Annotated in this window: 15 protein-coding genes; all 15 read right to left on the reverse strand. The window is 63.3% G+C overall.

All coding sequences use genetic code 11. The features are described 5' to 3' along the window. Positions 1-7: 7 nt before the first annotated feature. On the reverse strand, positions 8-607 hold the full coding sequence (locus BKM74_RS16230) for an OmpH family outer membrane protein (RefSeq protein ID WP_245825970.1): 600 nt from the start codon (positions 605-607) through the stop codon (positions 8-10). Between the two features lie 2 nt (positions 608-609). After that, complete coding sequence (bamA, locus tag BKM74_RS16235) at positions 610-2,889, reverse strand: outer membrane protein assembly factor BamA (protein ID WP_245825971.1); 2,280 nt, start codon at positions 2,887-2,889, stop codon at positions 610-612. Positions 2,890-2,921: 32 nt separating this feature from the next. Continuing rightward, positions 2,922-4,055, reverse strand: coding sequence for an RIP metalloprotease RseP (gene rseP, locus BKM74_RS16240; RefSeq protein ID WP_086466752.1), 1,134 nt, complete (start codon positions 4,053-4,055; stop codon positions 2,922-2,924). 77 nt (positions 4,056-4,132) lie between these two features. Further along, positions 4,133-5,326 carry a 1-deoxy-D-xylulose-5-phosphate reductoisomerase gene (gene dxr / locus BKM74_RS16245; RefSeq protein ID WP_086466753.1) on the reverse strand — a complete coding sequence of 398 codons (1,194 nt, stop codon included), beginning with the start codon at positions 5,324-5,326 and terminating at the stop codon, positions 4,133-4,135. Beyond that, complete coding sequence (locus tag BKM74_RS16250; RefSeq protein ID WP_245825972.1) at positions 5,317-6,168, reverse strand: phosphatidate cytidylyltransferase; 852 nt, start codon at positions 6,166-6,168, stop codon at positions 5,317-5,319. Before BKM74_RS16250 ends, dxr begins: the two co-directional genes overlap by 10 nt. Before the next feature lie 4 nt (positions 6,169-6,172). Then, positions 6,173-6,904 (reverse strand): isoprenyl transferase, encoded by a 732-nt coding sequence (locus BKM74_RS16255; RefSeq protein ID WP_086466755.1) that lies wholly within the window; start codon positions 6,902-6,904, stop codon positions 6,173-6,175. A 12-nt stretch (positions 6,905-6,916) separates the two neighbouring features. Next, positions 6,917-7,474, reverse strand: coding sequence for a ribosome recycling factor (gene frr, locus BKM74_RS16260; RefSeq protein ID WP_086466756.1), 558 nt, complete (start codon positions 7,472-7,474; stop codon positions 6,917-6,919). Positions 7,475-7,524: 50 nt separating this feature from the next. After that, a complete protein-coding gene (gene pyrH / locus BKM74_RS16265; protein ID WP_086466757.1) occupies positions 7,525-8,262 on the reverse strand; it encodes a UMP kinase in 738 nt (245 codons plus the stop codon). 121 nt (positions 8,263-8,383) lie between these two features. Next, positions 8,384-9,313: a translation elongation factor Ts gene (gene tsf, locus BKM74_RS16270; protein ID WP_086466758.1), complete on the reverse strand. Its 930-nt coding sequence runs from the start codon at positions 9,311-9,313 to the stop codon at positions 8,384-8,386. Between the two features lie 126 nt (positions 9,314-9,439). Beyond that, complete coding sequence (gene rpsB, locus BKM74_RS16275; protein WP_086466759.1) at positions 9,440-10,243, reverse strand: 30S ribosomal protein S2; 804 nt, start codon at positions 10,241-10,243, stop codon at positions 9,440-9,442. Positions 10,244-10,432: 189 nt separating this feature from the next. Beyond that, the gene (dnaE, locus tag BKM74_RS16280; protein WP_086466760.1) at positions 10,433-13,930 is read right to left on the reverse strand and encodes a DNA polymerase III subunit alpha; all 3,498 of its coding nucleotides are present in this window, start codon (positions 13,928-13,930) and stop codon (positions 10,433-10,435) included. Between the two features lie 96 nt (positions 13,931-14,026). After that, the gene (locus BKM74_RS16285) at positions 14,027-15,433 is read right to left on the reverse strand and encodes a M91 family zinc metallopeptidase (protein WP_086466761.1); all 1,407 of its coding nucleotides are present in this window, start codon (positions 15,431-15,433) and stop codon (positions 14,027-14,029) included. 66 nt (positions 15,434-15,499) lie between these two features. Next, positions 15,500-16,201, reverse strand: coding sequence for an ABC transporter ATP-binding protein (locus tag BKM74_RS16290; RefSeq protein ID WP_086466762.1), 702 nt, complete (start codon positions 16,199-16,201; stop codon positions 15,500-15,502). Further along, complete coding sequence (locus BKM74_RS16295) at positions 16,194-17,441, reverse strand: lipoprotein-releasing ABC transporter permease subunit (protein ID WP_086466763.1); 1,248 nt, start codon at positions 17,439-17,441, stop codon at positions 16,194-16,196. Before BKM74_RS16295 ends, BKM74_RS16290 begins: the two co-directional genes overlap by 8 nt. A gap of 10 nt (positions 17,442-17,451) precedes the next feature. After that, positions 17,452-18,765 carry a proline--tRNA ligase gene (gene proS, locus BKM74_RS16300; protein WP_086466764.1) on the reverse strand — a complete coding sequence of 438 codons (1,314 nt, stop codon included), beginning with the start codon at positions 18,763-18,765 and terminating at the stop codon, positions 17,452-17,454. Between the last annotated feature and the right edge of the window lie 259 nt (positions 18,766-19,024).

The raw sequence follows: 19,024 nt of genomic DNA on the forward strand, positions 1-19,024 counted from the left end.
CGTATCCTTATTGCTGCTGGATCGGCGGCAATTTCACAGTGACGGAGGTCAGGCGCTGGTTCAGCCGGTTCAGCGCATCCTCGGAAATGTCGATGCTCTTTTCCGCCAGCACGATGGCCGACTTCGACAGCACGGCCGTTGCCTGCCGTTCCTTCGCGATATCGGCGACGATCTCGACCAGGGCGACACGCACCTGCTCCATCGCCTGCGCGTAGCCTTCGTCGAGCTGGCGCTTGCGGGCCTGCACCGCGCGCTGGATTTCGGCGACGCGCTGCTCGAACTGCTGACGGCGCTGCTGGAAGGCATCCGGCGCCAGCACCGAGCGCTGTTGCACCAGCTCCTGCTCCAGGGTGCGCAGCTCGCGCTCCTGCTTCGAGATTTCCTCCTGATAGCGCGCGCGCTGCGCCTCGATCTGATCGCGCACCGTGCGCGCCGCCTCGGAGGCGCGCAGCACACCCTGCACGTCGATGAAGGCGATGCGCGCCTGCGGCAACGGATCTGCCGCCTGCACCTGCGGCGACAGCGCGGCTACCACCCCAAGCGCCAGGATCCCTGCAATAGCAATCCGGGCAAACGCGATCCGGCGGCAGGCGAGGAAACTAAGCATGATTAAAATCGTGTCCCAAAGCTAAAGCGGAAAATTTCGGTCTCGTCGAACTCTTCCTTGACCACCGGCGCGGCGAAGTCGAGACGCAAAGGCCCCATGGGCGATTCCCAGAGGAAGCTGACGCCCACACTGGCGCGGATCGAGTTCACATCGGCGATGTTCGGGCCCGATGCCGCGACATCCCAGGCGGAGCCGAAATCGCTGAACACGCCGCCGCGCACGCCCATCTCGCGGGGCAGACCCAGCGGGAACAGCAATTCCACGCTGCCAGCATAATAGTTCTCGGCGCCGAGCGAATCGCCCGTCGAACGATCGCGCGGCCCAACGCCACCATACTCGAAACCGCGCAATTTGGCACCGCCCAGGAAGAAGCGGTCGGCGATCCTGACATCTTCGTCGCCATAGGGCGTGACATTGCCGATTTCCGCATTCGTGGACAGGACCCAGGTTTCGCCGACCGGGAAGTAGTAGCCGCCCTGCAGCACGGTGCGGACATAGCGCGTGTCGCCGCCCAGGGTGGCGACATCATTGTTCAGCGTGACGATATAGCCGTCGCGCGGATCAATCTTACTGTCGCGCTTGTCGTAGGCGAGGCTGTTGCCGACGATGGAACTGGTCGAATCGCCTTCCTGCGCCCGAATGAAGAAGGAAGCCGTGGAAGGCACGTTCTTGATGGTGGTGGCGCTGTAGGTGTAGCGCACGGTGTGGCGCAAATCTTCCATCAGGCTGTAGGTGGCGCGCAGCGAACCGCCCGTCCGTTCCAGATCGTAGGAGGCTTCGTCCTGGTAGTCGGTGGTAACGCGGAACAGGTCGAAGCCGGCCGCCACATCGCGATCCAGGAAATAGGGTTCGGTGAAGCGCAGGTCGATTTCCTGCCGGCGTGCCGACAGGGTGAAGCCCAGGCTCAGATCCTGGCCGCGTCCCAACAAGTTGCGTTCGCGGATGCGGATATCGCCCAGCAGAGCGTCACGGGTGGAGACACCGAAACCGACGCTGAGTTCGCCGGTGGAACGTTCCTCCACCGCGATTTCGATCTTCGATTTGTCCGGCGCCGTGCCCTCGACGGTATCCAGCGTCACATTGCTGAAGAAATTGAGGTCGCGCAGCCGCTGCTGCGAGCGCCGAATGCGCTGCGTATTGAAGGCATCGCCCTCGACCAGCCGCATCTCCCGGCGGATCACCTTGTCGAGCGTGCGGATATTGCCCTTGATGTTGATTTCCTCAACGAACACACGCGGCCCTTCGCGCACGACCAGGGAGATATCCACCGTGCGGTCCTCGGCGTGGCGGTTCAGGCGCGGCTGCACATCGACGAAGGCATAGCCCAGATTGCCGAGCCGCTCGGTGATCGCATCGATATTGCGCTCAACCTTGCTGGCGTCGTACCAGTCGCCTTCCTTCACCGTGAGCTGGGAGTCCAGAACCTTGGGATCGAGCCCTTTAAGCTCGGCGTCGATACCAACCTTGCCGAACTTGTAACGCTCCCCCTCTTCCACCGTGAAGGTGACGAAGAAGCCCTGCTTGTCCGGCGTCAGCTCCGCGATGCCGGAGAGCACGCGGAAATCCGCATAGCCGTTGCGCAGATAGTAGCGGCGCAGCAACTCACGGTCGAAGGTCAGGCGGTCGGGATCATAGGTATCGTCGCTGGTGAAGAACCGATACCAGGCGGTCTCCTTCGTGGAGATGACATCCTGCAGCGACCGGTCGCTGAACCGCTTGTTACCGATGAAGGAAATGCGGCGCACCTCGGTGCGCTCGCCTTCATTGATCTCGAAGATAAGATCGACACGGTTCTGGTCGAGCTGGATCACCTTCGGCTCCACCGTCGCAGCGAAACGGCCGCTGCGGCGATAGACATCCAGCATGCGCTGCACATCATTCTGCACCTTGGTGCGGGTATAGACGACGCGCGGGCGAAGCTGCACCTCCCGGCTCAGGGCGTCATCCTCGATGCGCTTGTTTCCCTCGAAGGCGATGCGATTGATGATCGGGTTCTCGACGATACGGACAATCAGGTCGCTGCCCTCGCGCCGCAAGGCCACATCCGCGAACAGACCGGTTGCGAACAGCGTTTTAAGCGACCGGTCGAGTGCCACCGCATCGAACGGATCACCAGGCTTGATGCTGAGATAGGAGATCACCGTGCTCGGGTCGATGCGCTGGGTGCCTTCGACGCGGATATTTCCGATGAAGCCGCTCTGAGCCTTCGCCCCGGGTGCGGCAAGCGCTCCCAGCAGAAGGATACAGGCGAACAAGACAGCGTTGATTGAGCCTTTCGACACCGACGAACCCCGATCCTTCACGAGCAACTGACCTAGCTGAACAGAGAGCCAATGAAATCGACCACCCGAAGCTGAACCAGGTCATTCCATGTGGCGAACACCATCAAGGCGACAACGAGGGTAAGCCCTACCATCGACGCATACTCTTGTACACGCTGGCCGAGCGGTTTCCCCCGCACCGCCTCAGCGGCGTAGAATAATAGATGCCCGCCGTCAAGGACTGGAATAGGAAAAAGGTTTATAAGACCGAGGTTTATCGAAAGAATCGCCATGAACCAGATAAGCGGTACGATGCCGCCCTGGGCGACTTCGCCAGACATCTGGCCGATCCGCAACGGGCCGCCCAGCTCGTCGGCGGAACGGGTTCCGATAATGATCTGGCCGACCGCCTTCAGCGTTGCGCCGGTCAGGAACACGGTTTCCTTCACCGCTTCCCAGGACGCAACCAGCGGATTGTGCCGCACCGTCTGCACCTGGTTGCTCTGAATGCCGATCCGGCCGATCTGCCGTTCGTTGCCGAAGCGGTCTGTCAGGGTATGAGTCTCCGGCACCACGGACAGGGCGAGCGGCTGGCCCTCGCGCTGCACCGTCAGGGCCAGGGTCTGGCCGGGGCGTTCCTGCACATAGCGCTGCAATTCCTCGAACCGGTCGATGCCGGTGCCCTCGATGGCGCTGATCCGGTCGCCGGTCTGCAGGCCGGCGCGTTCGGCGGCGCTGCCGGCAACGATCTGATCGACCACGGCCGGGGTATAGGGCTGGCCGACAATGCTGTAGAGACCCGCCAGCAGCAGGATGGCGAACAGGAAATTAATCCCGGGACCGGCAGCGACGATGGCGGCACGCTGTCCAAGCCGCTTGTGATGGAAGGAAACCGCGCGTTCTTCCGGCGTCATCTCCGCCAGCGAACCGTCCGGCGAACTGGCCGCATCGGCGTCGCCATACATCTTCACATAGCCACCCAGCGGCACGGCGCTGACCTTCCAGCGAGTCCCGTTTTTCGCGGTCCAGCCATAGATTTCCGGCCCGAAGCCAATGGAGAAGACCTCCACCCTGACATCGTTCCACCGCGCCACCATGAAATGCCCCATCTCATGCACGAAGACGAGCACCGACAGCACGATGACGAAGGGCAGGACATAGTCGAAGAAGCCGGAAATCAAATCCATGAAACTACCTAGCAGGCTGCGAAACGCACATTATCGAAATTCTTGGCGGGCCCGAAAATCTTAACGGGCCTGGAATTTTAACGGGCAACGCAGCGCTCGACGAGGCGACCAGCACGGTCCCGGCTTTGCCGGTCCAGTTCCAGTATCTCGGCCAGGCTGGTCACGCGTCCGCCGTCAATGACCGAAAGCGTTTCCTCGACGATGTCCGCGATATCGAGAAACCCGATATTACGCTCGAGGAAATGCCGGACGGCGACTTCATTGGCAGCATTCAGGATAGTAGGGGCGCCTCCCCCGCTTTGCAAGGCGGTGCGAGCCAATCGCAGGGCCGGGAAGCGCTTCGGATCGGGCTGTTCGAAGGTCAGGCGGGACAAGGCTGCGAGATCGAGACGCGCTGCCGGCGCGGCGATCCGCCGCGGCCAGCCGAGCGCATAGGCGATTGGTGTCCGCATGTCGGGGCTGCCCAGCTGTGCCAGGACCGAGCCATCGATGTAGCTCACCATGGAATGGATCACCGATTGCGGATGCACCAGCACGTCGATCCGGCTTTCCGGCATGTCGAACAGGTAATGCGCCTCGATCAGTTCCAGCCCCTTGTTCATCATTGTGGCTGAATCGATTGATATCTTCGCGCCCATGCTCCAGTTCGGATGCGCCACCGCCTCGGCCGGCGTGACCTTGCGCATATGGGCGAGATCGGCCTCGCGGAACGGCCCGCCGGACGCCGTCAGGATAATCCGCTCGATACTGTCGCGCTGGGCGAAATCGAAGACCTGGTAAATGGCGCTATGCTCGGAATCGACCGGCAGCAGGGTTGCGCCGCTGCGTTTCGTCTCGGCCATCACCAGATCGCCGGCGCACACCAGGCACTCCTTGTTGGCAACCGCCACGATGACGCCGCGCCGGATCGCTGCCAGTGTCGATGACAAGCCGGCGGCACCGACAATTGCCGCCATCACCCAGTCGGATGGCCGCTCCGCTGCCTCGATCACAGCCTCCGGCCCCACGGCGAACGCGATGCCGGTGCCTGCCAGCCCGGCTTCCAGCGCGTCCCGTGCGGACGGATCGGCCATCGCCACAAAAGCCGGCCGCAAGGCGAGCGCCTGCTCGATCAACAAGGTGACATTGCTGCCGGCCGCCAATGCTTCCACCGTGAAGGCCTCACGGTCCCGCAGCAGCAGATCGACCGTGTTGCAGCCGACGGAACCGGTGCTGCCCAGCACCGTGACATGGCGGGGTTCTCCTGGCTTCAGCATGTTGTTTATTGCCATTGCAGCACACTCATTCCCGTCAGGGCGACCAGGAGGGCCAGGGCTGGCAAGGTGATCAAGAATCCGTCAAGCCGGTCGAACAACCCACCATGTCCAGGGATCAGAGTCCCTGAATCTTTGACATTGAAATTACGCTTTACTGCCGATTCGGCAAGGTCGCCCGTCTGCGCGACCACCGCCAGCAGCGCCGACAACAGCGCCACAGCCATGACCGGTGCCCGGCCCTCGTCTCCCGCGACAAGCGTTGTGGCCAGCGCACCGATGCACGCGGCCGCGGCCATGCCGCCGACAAGGCCGGCCCAGGTCTTCTTCGGGCTGATGCGTGGCATCAGTTTCGGGCCGCCGATCAGCCGGCCGCAGAAATAGGCGCCGATGTCGGTGGCGATCACCAGCGCAACCAGCCACAAAACCGTCTCAGCACCTGCCGGTTCCTGCGCGCGAAGCCAGACCAGGCAGAGCACCGGCAGTCCGATAGCCGGCAGTCCAGCAGCATACCACAGGCCGGATTGTTTGCTGGCATCACGATCCAGCGCGCCGGCCAAAGCATACAGCGCGCCGGCCAGCAGCAGCAGATGCAGCGCGGCAATCGGCCAACCGCCGATCAGCAGCGCCAGCACCGGCTGCGGCGCCGCGATGGCGAGCGCGCGCACCAGCCAGGGATGGCCGCCATAGCCGACCAGCCGCCCCCATTCCAGCCCCATCAGGAAGGCAACCGGCAGGGCCAGCGCCAGCAGCCAATAGCCGCCGAACCAGACCGCCGCCAGTGCCGGCGGGGCAATAACCGCCGCCGAAAGCGCACGCCGGGGCAATTCTGCAAAGGAAGAGAAGGCGGTTCGGGCCACCGGGTCAGCCGACCGCGGTGCCAAAGCGCCGCTCACGGCGATGGAACTCGTGGATCGCCTCTTCCAGATGCTCGCGGCCGAAATCGGGCCACAGAACATCAAGGAAAACCAGCTCGCTATAGGCAGTCTGCCAAAGCAGGAAATTACTGATACGCTTTTCCCCGCTGGTCCGGATCAGCAGATCCGGGTCAGGGATATTCTGGGTTTCCAGGGCGCCTGCAAACATTGTCTCGTCGATCGCGGCGGGATCGAGTTCGCCGGCCGCCGCCTTGGCTGCAAGCGTCCTTGCGGCCTGGGCAATCTCCTGCCGGCCGCCATAGCTGAGCGCCACCGTCAGCACCAGCCCGCCATTGCCGGCGGTCAGCCGTTCCGCATTCTCGATCAGCGCCACGATGTCGGGCGCCAGCCGGGAGCGGTCGCCAATCATGCGGAAGCGGACATTGTTGCCGTGCAGTTCGGCGATCTCGCGGCGCAGATAGAAGCGCAGCAGCCCCATCAGATCGTCGATCTCGCCGGTCGGCCGGCGCCAATTCTCGCTGGAAAAGCCGAACAGGGTCAGATAGCCGATGCCCAGTTCGCCGGCGCTGCGCACGGTACGGCGCACCGCTTCCGCCCCCTGCTTGTGGCCAAGGCTACGCGGTTGGCCGCGCGCCATCGCCCAGCGTCCATTGCCATCCATGATGATGGCAACATGAACCGGTGGTTGGCGATCCTGGGGATGTTCGAGTACGGCCATGATGCGCCAGGACTAAACCTGCATGATCTCTTTGTCCTTGGTCACCAGCGCCTGATCGACCTCGGCGATGGAGTCGTCGGTCATCTTCTGGATGTCCTTTTCGAAGCGGCGATGCTCGTCCTGGCTGATATCGCCGTCCTTCTCCAGGCGCTTCAGCAGGTCCATGCCGTCGCGCCGCACATTGCGGATCGACACGCGGGCCTGCTCGGCATATTTCGCCGCAACCTTGGTCAGTTCCTGGCGCCGTTCCTCGCTGAGGTCCGGGATCGGCAGCCGGATCATATTGCCTTCGGTCTGCGGATTGAGGCCAAGGCCTGCCTCACGGATCGCCTTTTCGACGGCCTTGACCATGCCATTGTCCCACACCTGGACCGTCAGCATGCGTGGTTCCGGCACGCTGACCGACGCCACCTGATTCAGCGGCATCTGCGAGCTATAGGCATCCACGGTCACCGGCTCGACCAGGCTGGTCGAGGCGCGGCCGGTCCTGAGACCGCCGAATTCCTGCCGCAACACCTCGACGGCACCGTTCATCCGGCGTTGGATGTCCTTCAGATCAGGCTGTGCCACGTTAATCCTCCCACTTTATCGACTCCCGGATCGAATTCTGGCCGCACCGGTCAGTCGGTGATTTTCGTGTACCGTCCGCGACCGCACAAGACGTCTCGAAACGCCCCATGCTTGTGAATAGAAAACACCAATATCGGAATTTTGTTCTCACGCGCCAACGAGATCGCCGAGGCGTCCATGACCTTCAGGTCCTTGGACAGCACATCGAGATAGGTCAGCGTCTCGAAACGCTGCGCATCCTTGTTCTTCAGCGGGTCGGAATCGTAAACCCCGTCCACCTGCGTCGCCTTCAGCAAGGCGTCGCAGCCCATCTCCGTGGCGCGCAAGGCCGCCGCCGTATCGGTCGTGAAAAACGGATTGCCGGTGCCGGCGGCGAAGATCACCACCCGCCCCTTTTCCATATGGCGAATGGCGCGGCGGCGGATATAGGGCTCGCACACCGCATGGATATGCAGCGCCGACTGGACCCGCGTGGTGACCCCGCAACGCTCCAGCGCGTTCTGCATGGCAAGGCAGTTAATGACCGTCGCCAGCATGCCCATATAGTCGGCGGTCGCGCGTTCCATGCCGGTGGTGGCGCCGGAAACGCCACGGAAGATGTTCCCGCCGCCGATGACGACGCTGACTTCAACACCCTGTTCGCAGACCGACCGGATTTCCGAGGCGACGCGACTGACCATGTCGGGATCGAGACCGTATTCCCGCTCGCCCATCAGGGCTTCGCCGGAAATCTTCAGCAGCACCCGCCGATAGAGCGGTTTGTCCTCGTCCGTGTTCTGGGTGGGCATCTCGGGCCTTTCCTACAGCTGGATACGAAGCCGGCAGGCGGTCGAAACTATCGACCTTCCTGCCGTGCGTGACAAGTGCAAGCGCGCCTTCCCAAAGGGAAGAACGCGCCGACTGCTTCTATCAGCCGACCTTGGCCGCGGCAGCCACCTCGGCCGCGAAGTCGCCTTCTTCCTTTTCGATGCCTTCGCCCAGCGCGAAGCGCAGGAAGCCGGTCACCTTCACCGGAGCGCCAATCTCCTTGGCGGCATCTTCGACCACCTTGCTGACCTTGGTCTTGCCATCCATGACGAAGACCTGCTCCAGGAAGCAGACCTCCTCATAGAACTTGCGGATGCGGCCCTCGACCATTTTCTGGATGATGTCGTCGGCGCGGCCGCTGGCCTTGGCCTGCTCGATCAGCACGTTGCGCTCGCGCTCCAGCAGGGCCGGATCGAGATCGTCGGTGCCGAGCGAGGCCGGGTTGGTGGCCGCAACATGCATGGCGAGCTGCTTGCCGAGCGCCTGCAGCTTTTCCGCGTCACCGGCGGATTCCATGGCGACTAGCACGGCGATCTTGCCGAGGTTCGGCGCGACCTGATTGTGGATGTAGCTGGCAACCACGCCCTGCGGGACCGACAGGGTGGCGGTGCGGCGCAGATTCATGTTCTCGCCGATGGTCGCGATCTGGTGCGCCAGCTCTTCCTCGACGGTACGGCCGGTGCCCGGATAGGCGGCGGCCTTCAGCGCGTCGATGTTGCCATCGACGGACAGCGACAGCTCGGCAACCTTGGCGACGAAACCCTGGAAGGTCTCGTTACGGGCGACGAAGTCGGTCTCGGAATTCACCTCGACGATGGCGGCCTTCGGGCCGGCGGCGGCAGCGCCGACCAGACCTTCGGCGGCAACCCGGCCAGCCTTCTTGGCGGCGGCGGCAAGACCCTTGGTGCGCAGCCAGTCAACTGCGGCTTCCAGATCGCCAGCGGTTTCGGTGAGCGCCTTCTTGCAATCCATCATGCCGGCGCCGGTCTTCTCACGAAGCTCCTTGACGAGGGCGGCGGTAATCTCGGCCATGATCTTTTCCTTCCTCTTGATTTCCCTGCCGACGCGCAGCGGACGCGCGCGTGGCGTAACAATCCGATGGTCGTAAAAGGAGCGGCGGCACAAGGCCGCCGATCCGTATCCCATTTTGAAACCGACTTAGGCAGATGCCTGAACGGTCTCCACAGCGGCGGCTTCCGTTGTGGCTTCCGTCGTCGGCAGCGTCTCGACGGGCGCTTCCTCGGAAGCACCGATATCGGCGCCGCTGGCGATCATCTCGGCCTGCAGGCCATCGAGCACGGAGCTGGCAACCAGCTCGCAATACATCTCGATGGCGCGCATCGCGTCGTCATTGCCGGGGATCGGGAAGGCGATGCCGTCAGGATTACAGTTGCTGTCCAGGATGGCGATGACCGGGATGCCCAGCTTGTTGGCTTCCTGGATGGCGATCGCCTCCTTGTTCGTGTCGATCACGAACAGCACGTCCGGCAGGCCGCCCATTTCACGGATGCCGCCAAGGGCGCGGTCCAGCTTCTCACGCTCGCGGGTGAGGTTCAGCAGCTCTTTCTTGGTCAGGCCGTGCGTATCGCCGGCAAGCTGCTCATCCAGGTCACGCAGGCGCTTGATCGAGTGCGAGATGGTCTTCCAGTTGGTCAGCATGCCGCCGAGCCAGCGGTGGTTGACGAAATACTGGCCGGACTTCGCGGCGGCTTCGGCGATCTTTTCGGCCGCCTGGCGCTTGGTGCCGACGAACAGCACGCGGCCGCCCTGGGCAGTCACGTCGCGGATCGCCTGCAGCGCGCGATGCAGCATCGGCACCGTCTGTTCCAGATCGATGATGTGCACGCCATTGCGCACGCCGAAGATGTACGGCGCCATCTTCGGGTTCCAGCGGCGGGTGTGATGGCCGAAATGCACGCCGGCTTCGAGCAGCTGGCGCATGGAGAAAGTTGGCAGAGTCATAGCGTTAAGTGTCCTGTCATTTTCCGGTTAATCCTCCGCGGGCGAACGCCCGGACAAGCAGCAAAGCCCTTGTGCCGGACACCGGAGCGACCATGACCTATCGGCCCTGGCCGCGAACCCGCGTGCGAGATTGGCCGGTGCTATAGACCCAACAGCCCGATTTGGCAAGCAAAAGGGGGCTGCCTGCGCCTAAATATCGCGCACATCGACGATGCCGGGGATGGATTTGATGGCAGCACGCATGCCGGCATTGATCTGATAGCTGCCCGGCAGGACCAGCTCGACCTCCTGCTCCTCGATATCAAGCACGAAACGTACCCGCCCCCTGCCCTGCCCCTGGCTCTGGAACAGGGTCTTCAGATGCGTCAGCGGCGCCTCGTCACGCAGGAACACTTTCAGCCCGGTCACCGCGTTCGCCACGGCGCGGTCCAGCGGTTCGATGGCGTTGGCGAGCAGCCGGTAGCTCTCGCCCTCCGCCCGCGCATCGGCCGTCACCAGCAACGGCTGGCCGCTCTCGATCAGCTCCCGGCTGGTCGCCAGGATTTCCGAGAACAGCGTCACCTCGAACACGCCGGCGCGGTCGGTCAGCGTGACGAACGCGAAGCGGTTGCCGGATTTCGACATGCGTTCCTGCTTGCTGACCAGATTGCCGGCCAGCTTCACCCGCTTGGAGCCGCCGCTGGCGGCCAGCAAGGGCAGCAGGTTGGCGGATTCGACAACCTCGATGCGTTGCAGCGAGGTGCCGTAGGCATCCAGCGGATGCGCCGAGAGATAGAAGCCCAGCGCATCGAACTCGTATTGCAGCTTCTCCATGATCGGCCAGTCCGGGCGCTCGCGCAGCGGAATGGTCGGGGTCTCGTTGGCGGCACCGGCGAACAGGCTGACCTGGCTGCTGGTGCGGTCCTGCGCCGCGGCACTGGCATGGCGCAACAGGGTTTCCAGCCCCTCATAAAGTTTGGCGCGATTCTTCTCCAGCCCGTCAAAGGCACCGGAGGCGACCAGATTTTCCAGCTGCCGCTTGTTCAGGCTGCGCGGGTCGGCGCGCTGCGCGAAATCCCCAAGGCTTTTGAAGGGGCCGGCCTGCCGCCGTTCCTCCACCACCAGCCCCATCGCCTGCGCGCCGACATTCTTCACCGCCGCCAGGGCGTAGCGGATGGCCCCCTTGTCTTCCGGCTTCGCGCGCTCGACCGAGAACACCACCTCGGAACGGTTGATGTCCGGCGGCAGCAGGCCGATGTCGAGGCGCTGCAATTCCTGGCGGAACACATTCAGCTTGTCGGTGTTGCCCATGTCGAAGGTCATCGAGGCGGCGAGGAATTCGACCGGGTAATTCGCCTTCAGATAGGCCGTCTGGTAGGCAACCAGCGCATAGGCCGCCGCATGGCTCTTGTTAAAGCCGTAGCCGGCGAATTTCGCCACCTGATCGAAGATGTCCGAAGCCTTGTTGGCCGGCACGCCGCGTTCCACCGCGCCATCGACGAACAGCTTGCGCTGGTCGTCCATCTCCTCCTTGATCTTCTTGCCCATGGCGCGGCGCAGCAGGTCGGCACTGCCCAGGCTGTAGCCCGACAGCACCTGGGCGATCTGCATCACCTGTTCCTGGTAGATCATGATCCCGTAGGTCTCGTTCAGGATCGTTTCCAGGCTGGGATAGAGATAGTCCGGCGCTTCCTTCCCATGCTTGCGGTTGATGTAGCTGGGGATGTTGTCCATCGGGCCGGGGCGGTACAGCGCCACGACCGCGATGATGTCCTCGAACCGGTCGGGCTGAAGCTTGCGCAGCACGTCGCGCATGCCCGAACTTTCAAGCTGGAACACGCCGGTCGCATCGCCGCGGCTCAGCATCTTGAATGTCTTCGCATCCTCCAGCGGGATCGTCGCCAGGTCGATCTCCACGCCGCGCGCGCGGATCAGCCGCTCCGCCATCGCCAGGACGGAGAGCGTCTTCAGCCCAAGGAAGTCGAACTTAACCAGCCCCGCCGATTCGACATATTTCATGTTGAACTGGGTGACCGGCATGTCGGAGCGCGGATCGCGGTACAGCGGCACCAGCTCGTCCAGCGGCCGGTCGCCGATCACCACGCCGGCGGCATGGGTGGAGGCGTGGCGGTACAGCCCTTCCAGCTTCAGCCCCATGGAGATCATCTGGCCGACGGTCTGGTCCTCGTCGCGCTGGCGCTGCAGTTCCGGCTCGCCGGCAATGGCCTCGGCCAGCGTTACCGGGTTGGCTGGATTGTTCGGCACCAGCTTGCAGATACGGTCCACCTGGCCATAGGGCAATTGCAGGACCCGCCCGACATCGCGCAGCACCGCGCGGGCCTGCAGCTTACCGAAGGTGATGATCTGCGCGACCTTGTCGGTGCCGTATTTGCGCTGCACGTAGCGGATGACCTCGTCACGCCGCTCCTGACAGAAATCGATATCGAAGTCAGGCATGGAGACACGTTCGGGATTCAGGAACCGCTCGAACAGCAGGTTCCAGCGCAACGGGTCAAGATCGGTGATGGTCAGCGCCCAGGCGACCACCGAACCGGCACCCGAACCGCGGCCCGGCCCGACCGGAATCCCCTCGTCCTTCGCCCATTGGATGAAGTCGGCGACGATCAGGAAGTAGCCCGGAAAGCCCATCTGGTTGATCACGTTCAGCTCGAAATCGAGCCGTTCGCGATAGGGTTTCGCCGCCGCCTCGCGGGCCGCCTCGTCCATCTCCGGCGTGAAGACATGCACCGGCAGCCGCCGGTCCAGCCCGGCCATGGCCTGCACGCGCAGTTCGCTGGCCTCGTCCCGGCCCTCGCCGGTATCGTAGGGCGGCAGGATTGGCGCGATCTTCTCCGGAAAATAGGCGCAGCGGCGGGCGATCTGAACGGTGTTATCGACAGCCTCCGGCAGATCGGCGAACAGCGCGCGCATCTCGGCGGCTGATTTGAAGCGATGCTCCGGCGTCAGGCGGCGGCGCTTCTCCTCGACGACATAGGTGCCCTCGGCGATGCACAGCAAGGCATCATGCGCCTCGTACATCGCCTCATTGGCAAAGAAGCAGTCGTTGGTGGCGACCAGCGGCAGATCCTGCGCATAGGCAAGTTCCAGCAAGGCCCCTTCGATGCGGCGCTCGGCATTCAGTCCATGGCGCATCAGCTCGACATAGAGCCGGCCGGGGAAGAGTTCCGCCAGCCGCTTCATCAACGCGGTCGCGGCGTCGCGCTGGCTTTCCAGCAGCAACCGGCCGACCGGCCCCGCCGGGCCGCCGGTGAAACACAGCAGTCCGGCATTGTGGGCCTCCAGATCGGCGAAGGCGATCTGTGGCAGTTCGCCGGTCGGCGTCTCCAGGAAGGATTTGCTGACCAGCTTCATCAGGTTGCGGTAGCCGGCCTCTTCCTGCACCAGCAGCACCAGCTGGTCGGGCGGCGGTGTCGTGTGGCCGTTGCCATTGCCGTTTGGCATACGGGGATCGACCTTCTGCTCACGGCGCAGATTGACCTGGCAGCCGATGATCGGCTGCACGCCCGCCCCGGTCGCGGCGCCGGCAAACTCCAGCGCGCCGAACATGTTGGCGGTGTCGGTGACGGCCACGGCCGGCATCCGGTGCTCCTGGCAGAGCCCCACCAGTTCCTTGATTTTCAGCGCGCCTTCCGACAGCGAATAGGCGGAATGGACGCGCAGATGGACGAAATCGGCATGACTGGACATGGAGACATGATTCCACGCCAGCGCGCCCCGGTCATCCGGAACAGGATGCGAACATATAGGTTATCCCCAGAAGCCGCATACCAGATATTGCTGTTTTTAGTGCCAACCGATCATCGGCAGTTGTGGCGGCGGCATGATCGCCAGGGGTAGTCGCGCAGCCGGCGGCCTGTACGGAACCAGCGCCAGATTCTGTGGCTGGTACGGCACCAGCGCCATCTGTTGCGGGCCTTGTGGTGGCGCGACATAAGGGACCATCTGGCCGTTGCCCGGCGCTTGGTACGGCACGAGGGCCATTTGCTGTGGCACCTGAGGCGGCGGCTGGTAGAGGACAAGTTGATGTCCTTGTGGCAGGGCAAGTTGGTTACGCAGACCGCCACCATGTCCGAATCGCGTGCCAAGACCATAGGCCGTTCTAAAGCGATTTTCTGAAGAATTCGGCCCGGCGATGGTCCGATATTCCTCCGCATTGTTGAAAGCTGGAATCGGTGCCGGACCGGAGCGTGACCTGCCACGCATGATACGTTTGGCATGCAGTAACTCGTGCGCCAACGTCAGGAACAAAGGCGTAGTCAAGGGTTGTCCGGTCGTAGCGTTGACGGCAAACGCTCCGGAATCGTCAAGATTGGGATCGATTGCAACGATCGCGGCGGAGCCTTGCGGCACGCCGCCATTCAACGGCGGCAGCGTCCCCCCATTTAGGTCCATATTGGCGCGCGCGCCAACAACAGCGCCGATATAGGCATTAACATCGAATCCATTCTGCCTAATAAACGGCACAGGATCGGCGAAAGTTAGCCCAGGAGAATTACCGCCATGTACGGGGGGCGGCAGAATAGGCGGATTCCCAACCTGGAACCCCCTTGCCCCCGGTTGCGTCTGGCGGTTGAGAGCGACCTGCTGCTGCATCAGGGTCAACGCCTGCTGCGTCCGTGGCGTCAACGGCACCAGTCGAACCGTTTGCGGACTGTTCAACAGCTTGCGGATCAGCTTTCGCCCTTCCGGCGTCTCTAACAGCACCGCAAGGCTGCTTAGCATGCGGGCACGAAAATTCGGTACGGTCTGTCGGACTCCGGTTTGAATCAAACGGCCGTAATCCGTCGCGTCAATGATCACCCTCCCCTGACCGCCTACAAGCATTCCCCATAGTTGCTGTGCCTCGCCATTCCCGTCGTTAAGTGCATAGATTTGATCTGTCGCGCCGGTGGTCGCGATGATCCGCTGATGCTCGGCACGAACCTGGTCCAATAGGTCGAGCAAAATGTCACGGTCCATATGCTGAATGTTTGTTACCAGCCAGCGATGCAGCGAATCGCGAATCTGGCTCAGCATCTGCAGCCGCTGATAGGTGGGAATTCTTGCGCAGAAGCGATTGTAACGCGTGACCAATCCAACGATGGCCGTCAGTGACTGCGACTGGCCATTTAAGGCAGCAAAACCGCCAGGAGCGTTAATCTGGCGTTGGAGGACCCCAGGCCGGCCCGTCCTGCTGAGCATGCGCAGCATGATCCTGCTCCCTGACTTTCCGACAGGGTAGCAAGGGCTGTGATTTAATGCACGCTATAAGTGTATCTAGCGGCTGTATTCCACAACCAGCCCGTCGCGCATTTCCAGAATGCGGTCCATTCGGGCTGCGAGGTCGAGATTGTGGGTGGCGATCAGCGCACCCAGCCTAACCGCCCGGCAGATCCGCGTCAGATGGGCGAACACGTCCTCGGCGGTGTGCGGGTCGAGATTGCCGGTCGGTTCGTCGGCCAGCAGCAGCTTCGGCACGTTGGCCATGGCGCGCACGATGGCGACCCGCTGTTGTTCGCCACCGGACAGCCGCGCCGGACGGTGATCCTCGCGCTCGGCCAGCCCGACCATGGCCAGCAGCTCGTGCGCCCTGTCCACCGCCTCCTTGCGGCTGAGGCCGGCGATAAGCTGCGGCAGCACGACATTCTCCAGCGCGGAGAATTCCGGCAGCAGGTGATGGAACTGATAGACGAAACCGATCGAGTGGCGGCGCATCTCGGTGCGCGCAGCGTCGCCCATGCGCCCGCAGGAATGGCCGCCGATCAGCACCTCGCCGGAGGTTGGGCGTTCCAGCAGGCCGGCGATCTGCAGCAGCGTCGATTTGCCGGCGCCGGACGGCCCGACCAGCGCCACCATCTCCCCCGGCTGCACCGTAAGATTGACGCCGCGCAGCACCTCAAGCGGTCGCCCGGCCTGCTCGAACCGGCGGATTACTCCATTCAGCGCCAGAGCCGGCATATCGGCAGCGGCCTCACTCATAGCGCAGGGCCTCCACCGGGTCCTGCCGCGCCGCGCGCCAGGCCGGATAGATCGTCGCCAGGAAGGACAGGATCAGCGCCATCAGCACCACGGTGACCACCTCGCCGCTATCCACCTTCGCCGGCAGGCGCGACAGGAAATAGATCTCCGCCGAGAACAGCTCGGTCCCGGTCAGGAACTCGACGCCCTTCCGGATGCTCTCGATGTTCAGGCAGAACACCAGCCCCAGCACGAAGCCGGCCAGCGTGCCGACCACGCCGATGGAGGCCCCCGTCATGAAGAAGATGCGCATGATCATGCCCTTGGACGCGCCCATGGTGCGCAGCACGGCGATGTCCCTGCCCTTGTCCTTCACCAGCATGATCATGCTGGAGATGATGTTGAAGGCGGCCACCAGGATGATCAGCGTCAGGATCAGGAACATGACGTTGCGTTCCACCTGGATCGCAGTGAAGAAGCTGGAATTGGCCTGCTGCCAGTCATACAGCCGCTTGCCCGGCCCGATGGCGGTGGAGATCGCCTCGCGGATGTCGCGCACCGCGTCCGGATCGTCGAGCAATATATCGATGCCGGTCACTGCGTCGCCCAGCCGGAAGAAGGTCTGCGCCGCGTCCATCGGCATATAGACGAAACTGTTGTCGTATTCGTACATGCCGACCTCGAACAGGGCGGCGATCTTGTAGGATTTCAATCGCGGGATCGAGCCGAAGGCGGTCGGGTTCGATTGCGGGCTGATCAGGGTGATCTGGTTGCCGACCGTCAGATTCATGCGCTGCGCCATGCGCGTGCCGATCATCACCGCGTCATTGCCCTCGAACGCGTCAAGCGATCCCGCCATGATGGCGTCCGACAGCAGCGCGCGGCGCTGCACATCCTCGCGCCGCATGCCCTTCACCAGCGCGCCGGAGGCCACGCCATTGGCGGTCGCCATCACCTGCCCCTCGACCTGCGGGAAGGCCATCGCCACGCCCTCGACCAGCCGCACTTGATCGACCATGCCGGCATAGCCGGGCAGCGGCCCCTGCTGCGCGAAGATCGTCAGATGGCCGTTCACACCGAGGATGCGGCCCAGCAGCTCCGCCCGGAAGCCGTTCATCACCGACATGACGATGATCAGCGTCGCCACGCCAAGCGCAATGCCCAGCAGCGAGAACCCCGCGATGACCGAGATGAACCCCTCCTGCCGGCGCGCGCGCAGATAGCGGAAGGCGACCATGCGCTCAAAGGCGGAGAAGATCATACGGACGGCCTCAACCGATCAGCTTCGACAGGGCGGAATCGATGGAGAGTTCCTGCTTCTCGCCGGTGCGGCGATTCTTGATCTCGACGACGCCGTTCTGGATGCCGCGCGGACCGACAATGAGCTGCCAGGGCAGGCCGATGAGGTCCATGGTGGCGAGCTTCGGGCCCGGCCGGTCGTCGCGGTCGTCATACAGTACCTCGACGCCGGCGGCGTTCAGCTTGGCATAGAGATCGTCGCACACGCGGGTGCAGTCGGCATCGCCGGCCTTCAGATTGACCAGCCCGACCTTGAAGGGCGCCACCGATTCCGGCCAGATGATGCCGGCCTCGTCATGGCTGGCCTCGATGATGCCGCCAACCAGACGCGACACGCCAATGCCGTAGCTGCCCATATGCACCGGGCCGGTCGAGCCGTCGGGCATCTGCACCTCGGCCTTAAGCGGCTCGGAATATTTGCTGGCGAAATAGAAGATGTGGCCGACCTCGATGCCGCGCGTCTCGATCAGCTCGGCAGCCGGCACCGGGCAGTCCGCCGGCACATGCTTCTCGTCGGTGGCGGCGTACAGGCTGGTGAACTTGTCCACCACCGGCTGCAGGTCGCCCTCGAAATCCACCTCAATGCCGGAAATGCCGAGATCCATCCAGCCCTTGTGGCAGAACACCTGGCTCTCGCCGGTTTCCGCCAGGATGATGAATTCATGGCTCATGTCGCCGCCGATCGGGCCGGTGTCGGCCGCCATCGGGATCGCCTTCAGCCCCAGCCGGTCGAAGGTGCGCAAATAGGCCACGAACATCTTGTTGTAGGCGCGCTTGGCGCCCTCGTAATCGACATCGAAGGAATAGGCGTCCTTCATCAGGAACTCGCGCCCGCGCATCACGCCGAAGCGCGGTCGCACTTCGTCGCGGAACTTCCACTGGATATGGTAGAGCATGCGCGGCAGGTCCTTGTAGGACCGCACCGAGGAGCGGAAGATCTCGGTGATCTGCTCCTCGTTGGTCGGGCCGTACAGCATCTCGCGGTCGTGCCGGTCCTTGATGCGCAGCATTTCCTTGCCATAGCCGTCATAGCGCCCGCTCTGGCGCCACAGATCGGCCGACTGGATGGTCGGCATCAGCATTTCCTGCGCGCCGGCGGCGTCCTGCTCCTCACGCACCACCTGTTCGATCTTCTGCAAGACCCGGAAGCCCAGCGGCAGCCATGAATAGATGCCGGCGCTGGCCTGGCGCACCATGCCGGCGCGCAGCATCAGCCGGTGCGAGGCGATCTGCGCCTCTGCGGGCGTCTCTTTCAGGATCGGCAGAAAATAGGCGGAAAGACGCATGGAATTCCCCAAGGCTTGAAGACGGTGTCTAGGTGCCCGCCGATTATGGCATGGCGGCGGCAGACTTTAGGGAAAGCGCGGGGGGATGTCTATGTGGGGCGGTGGGGAAGGATTACGGTTTCGGTAATCGCAAGGGTCTGACATACCCTTTGGCATGATTCGGGCGAGGGTAGTTACTGTTTAGTGTCCGTCCGGGGAGTTTGTGAGTCGACAGAGTCGGTTGGCGATTCCGGCTTGCGGGGCTGGAATCGGCTGTGAT

Origin of the sequence: Oceanibaculum nanhaiense (assembly GCF_002148795.1) — a bacterium.
In the GTDB taxonomy this organism is placed as follows: domain Bacteria; phylum Pseudomonadota; class Alphaproteobacteria; order Oceanibaculales; family Oceanibaculaceae; genus Oceanibaculum; species Oceanibaculum nanhaiense.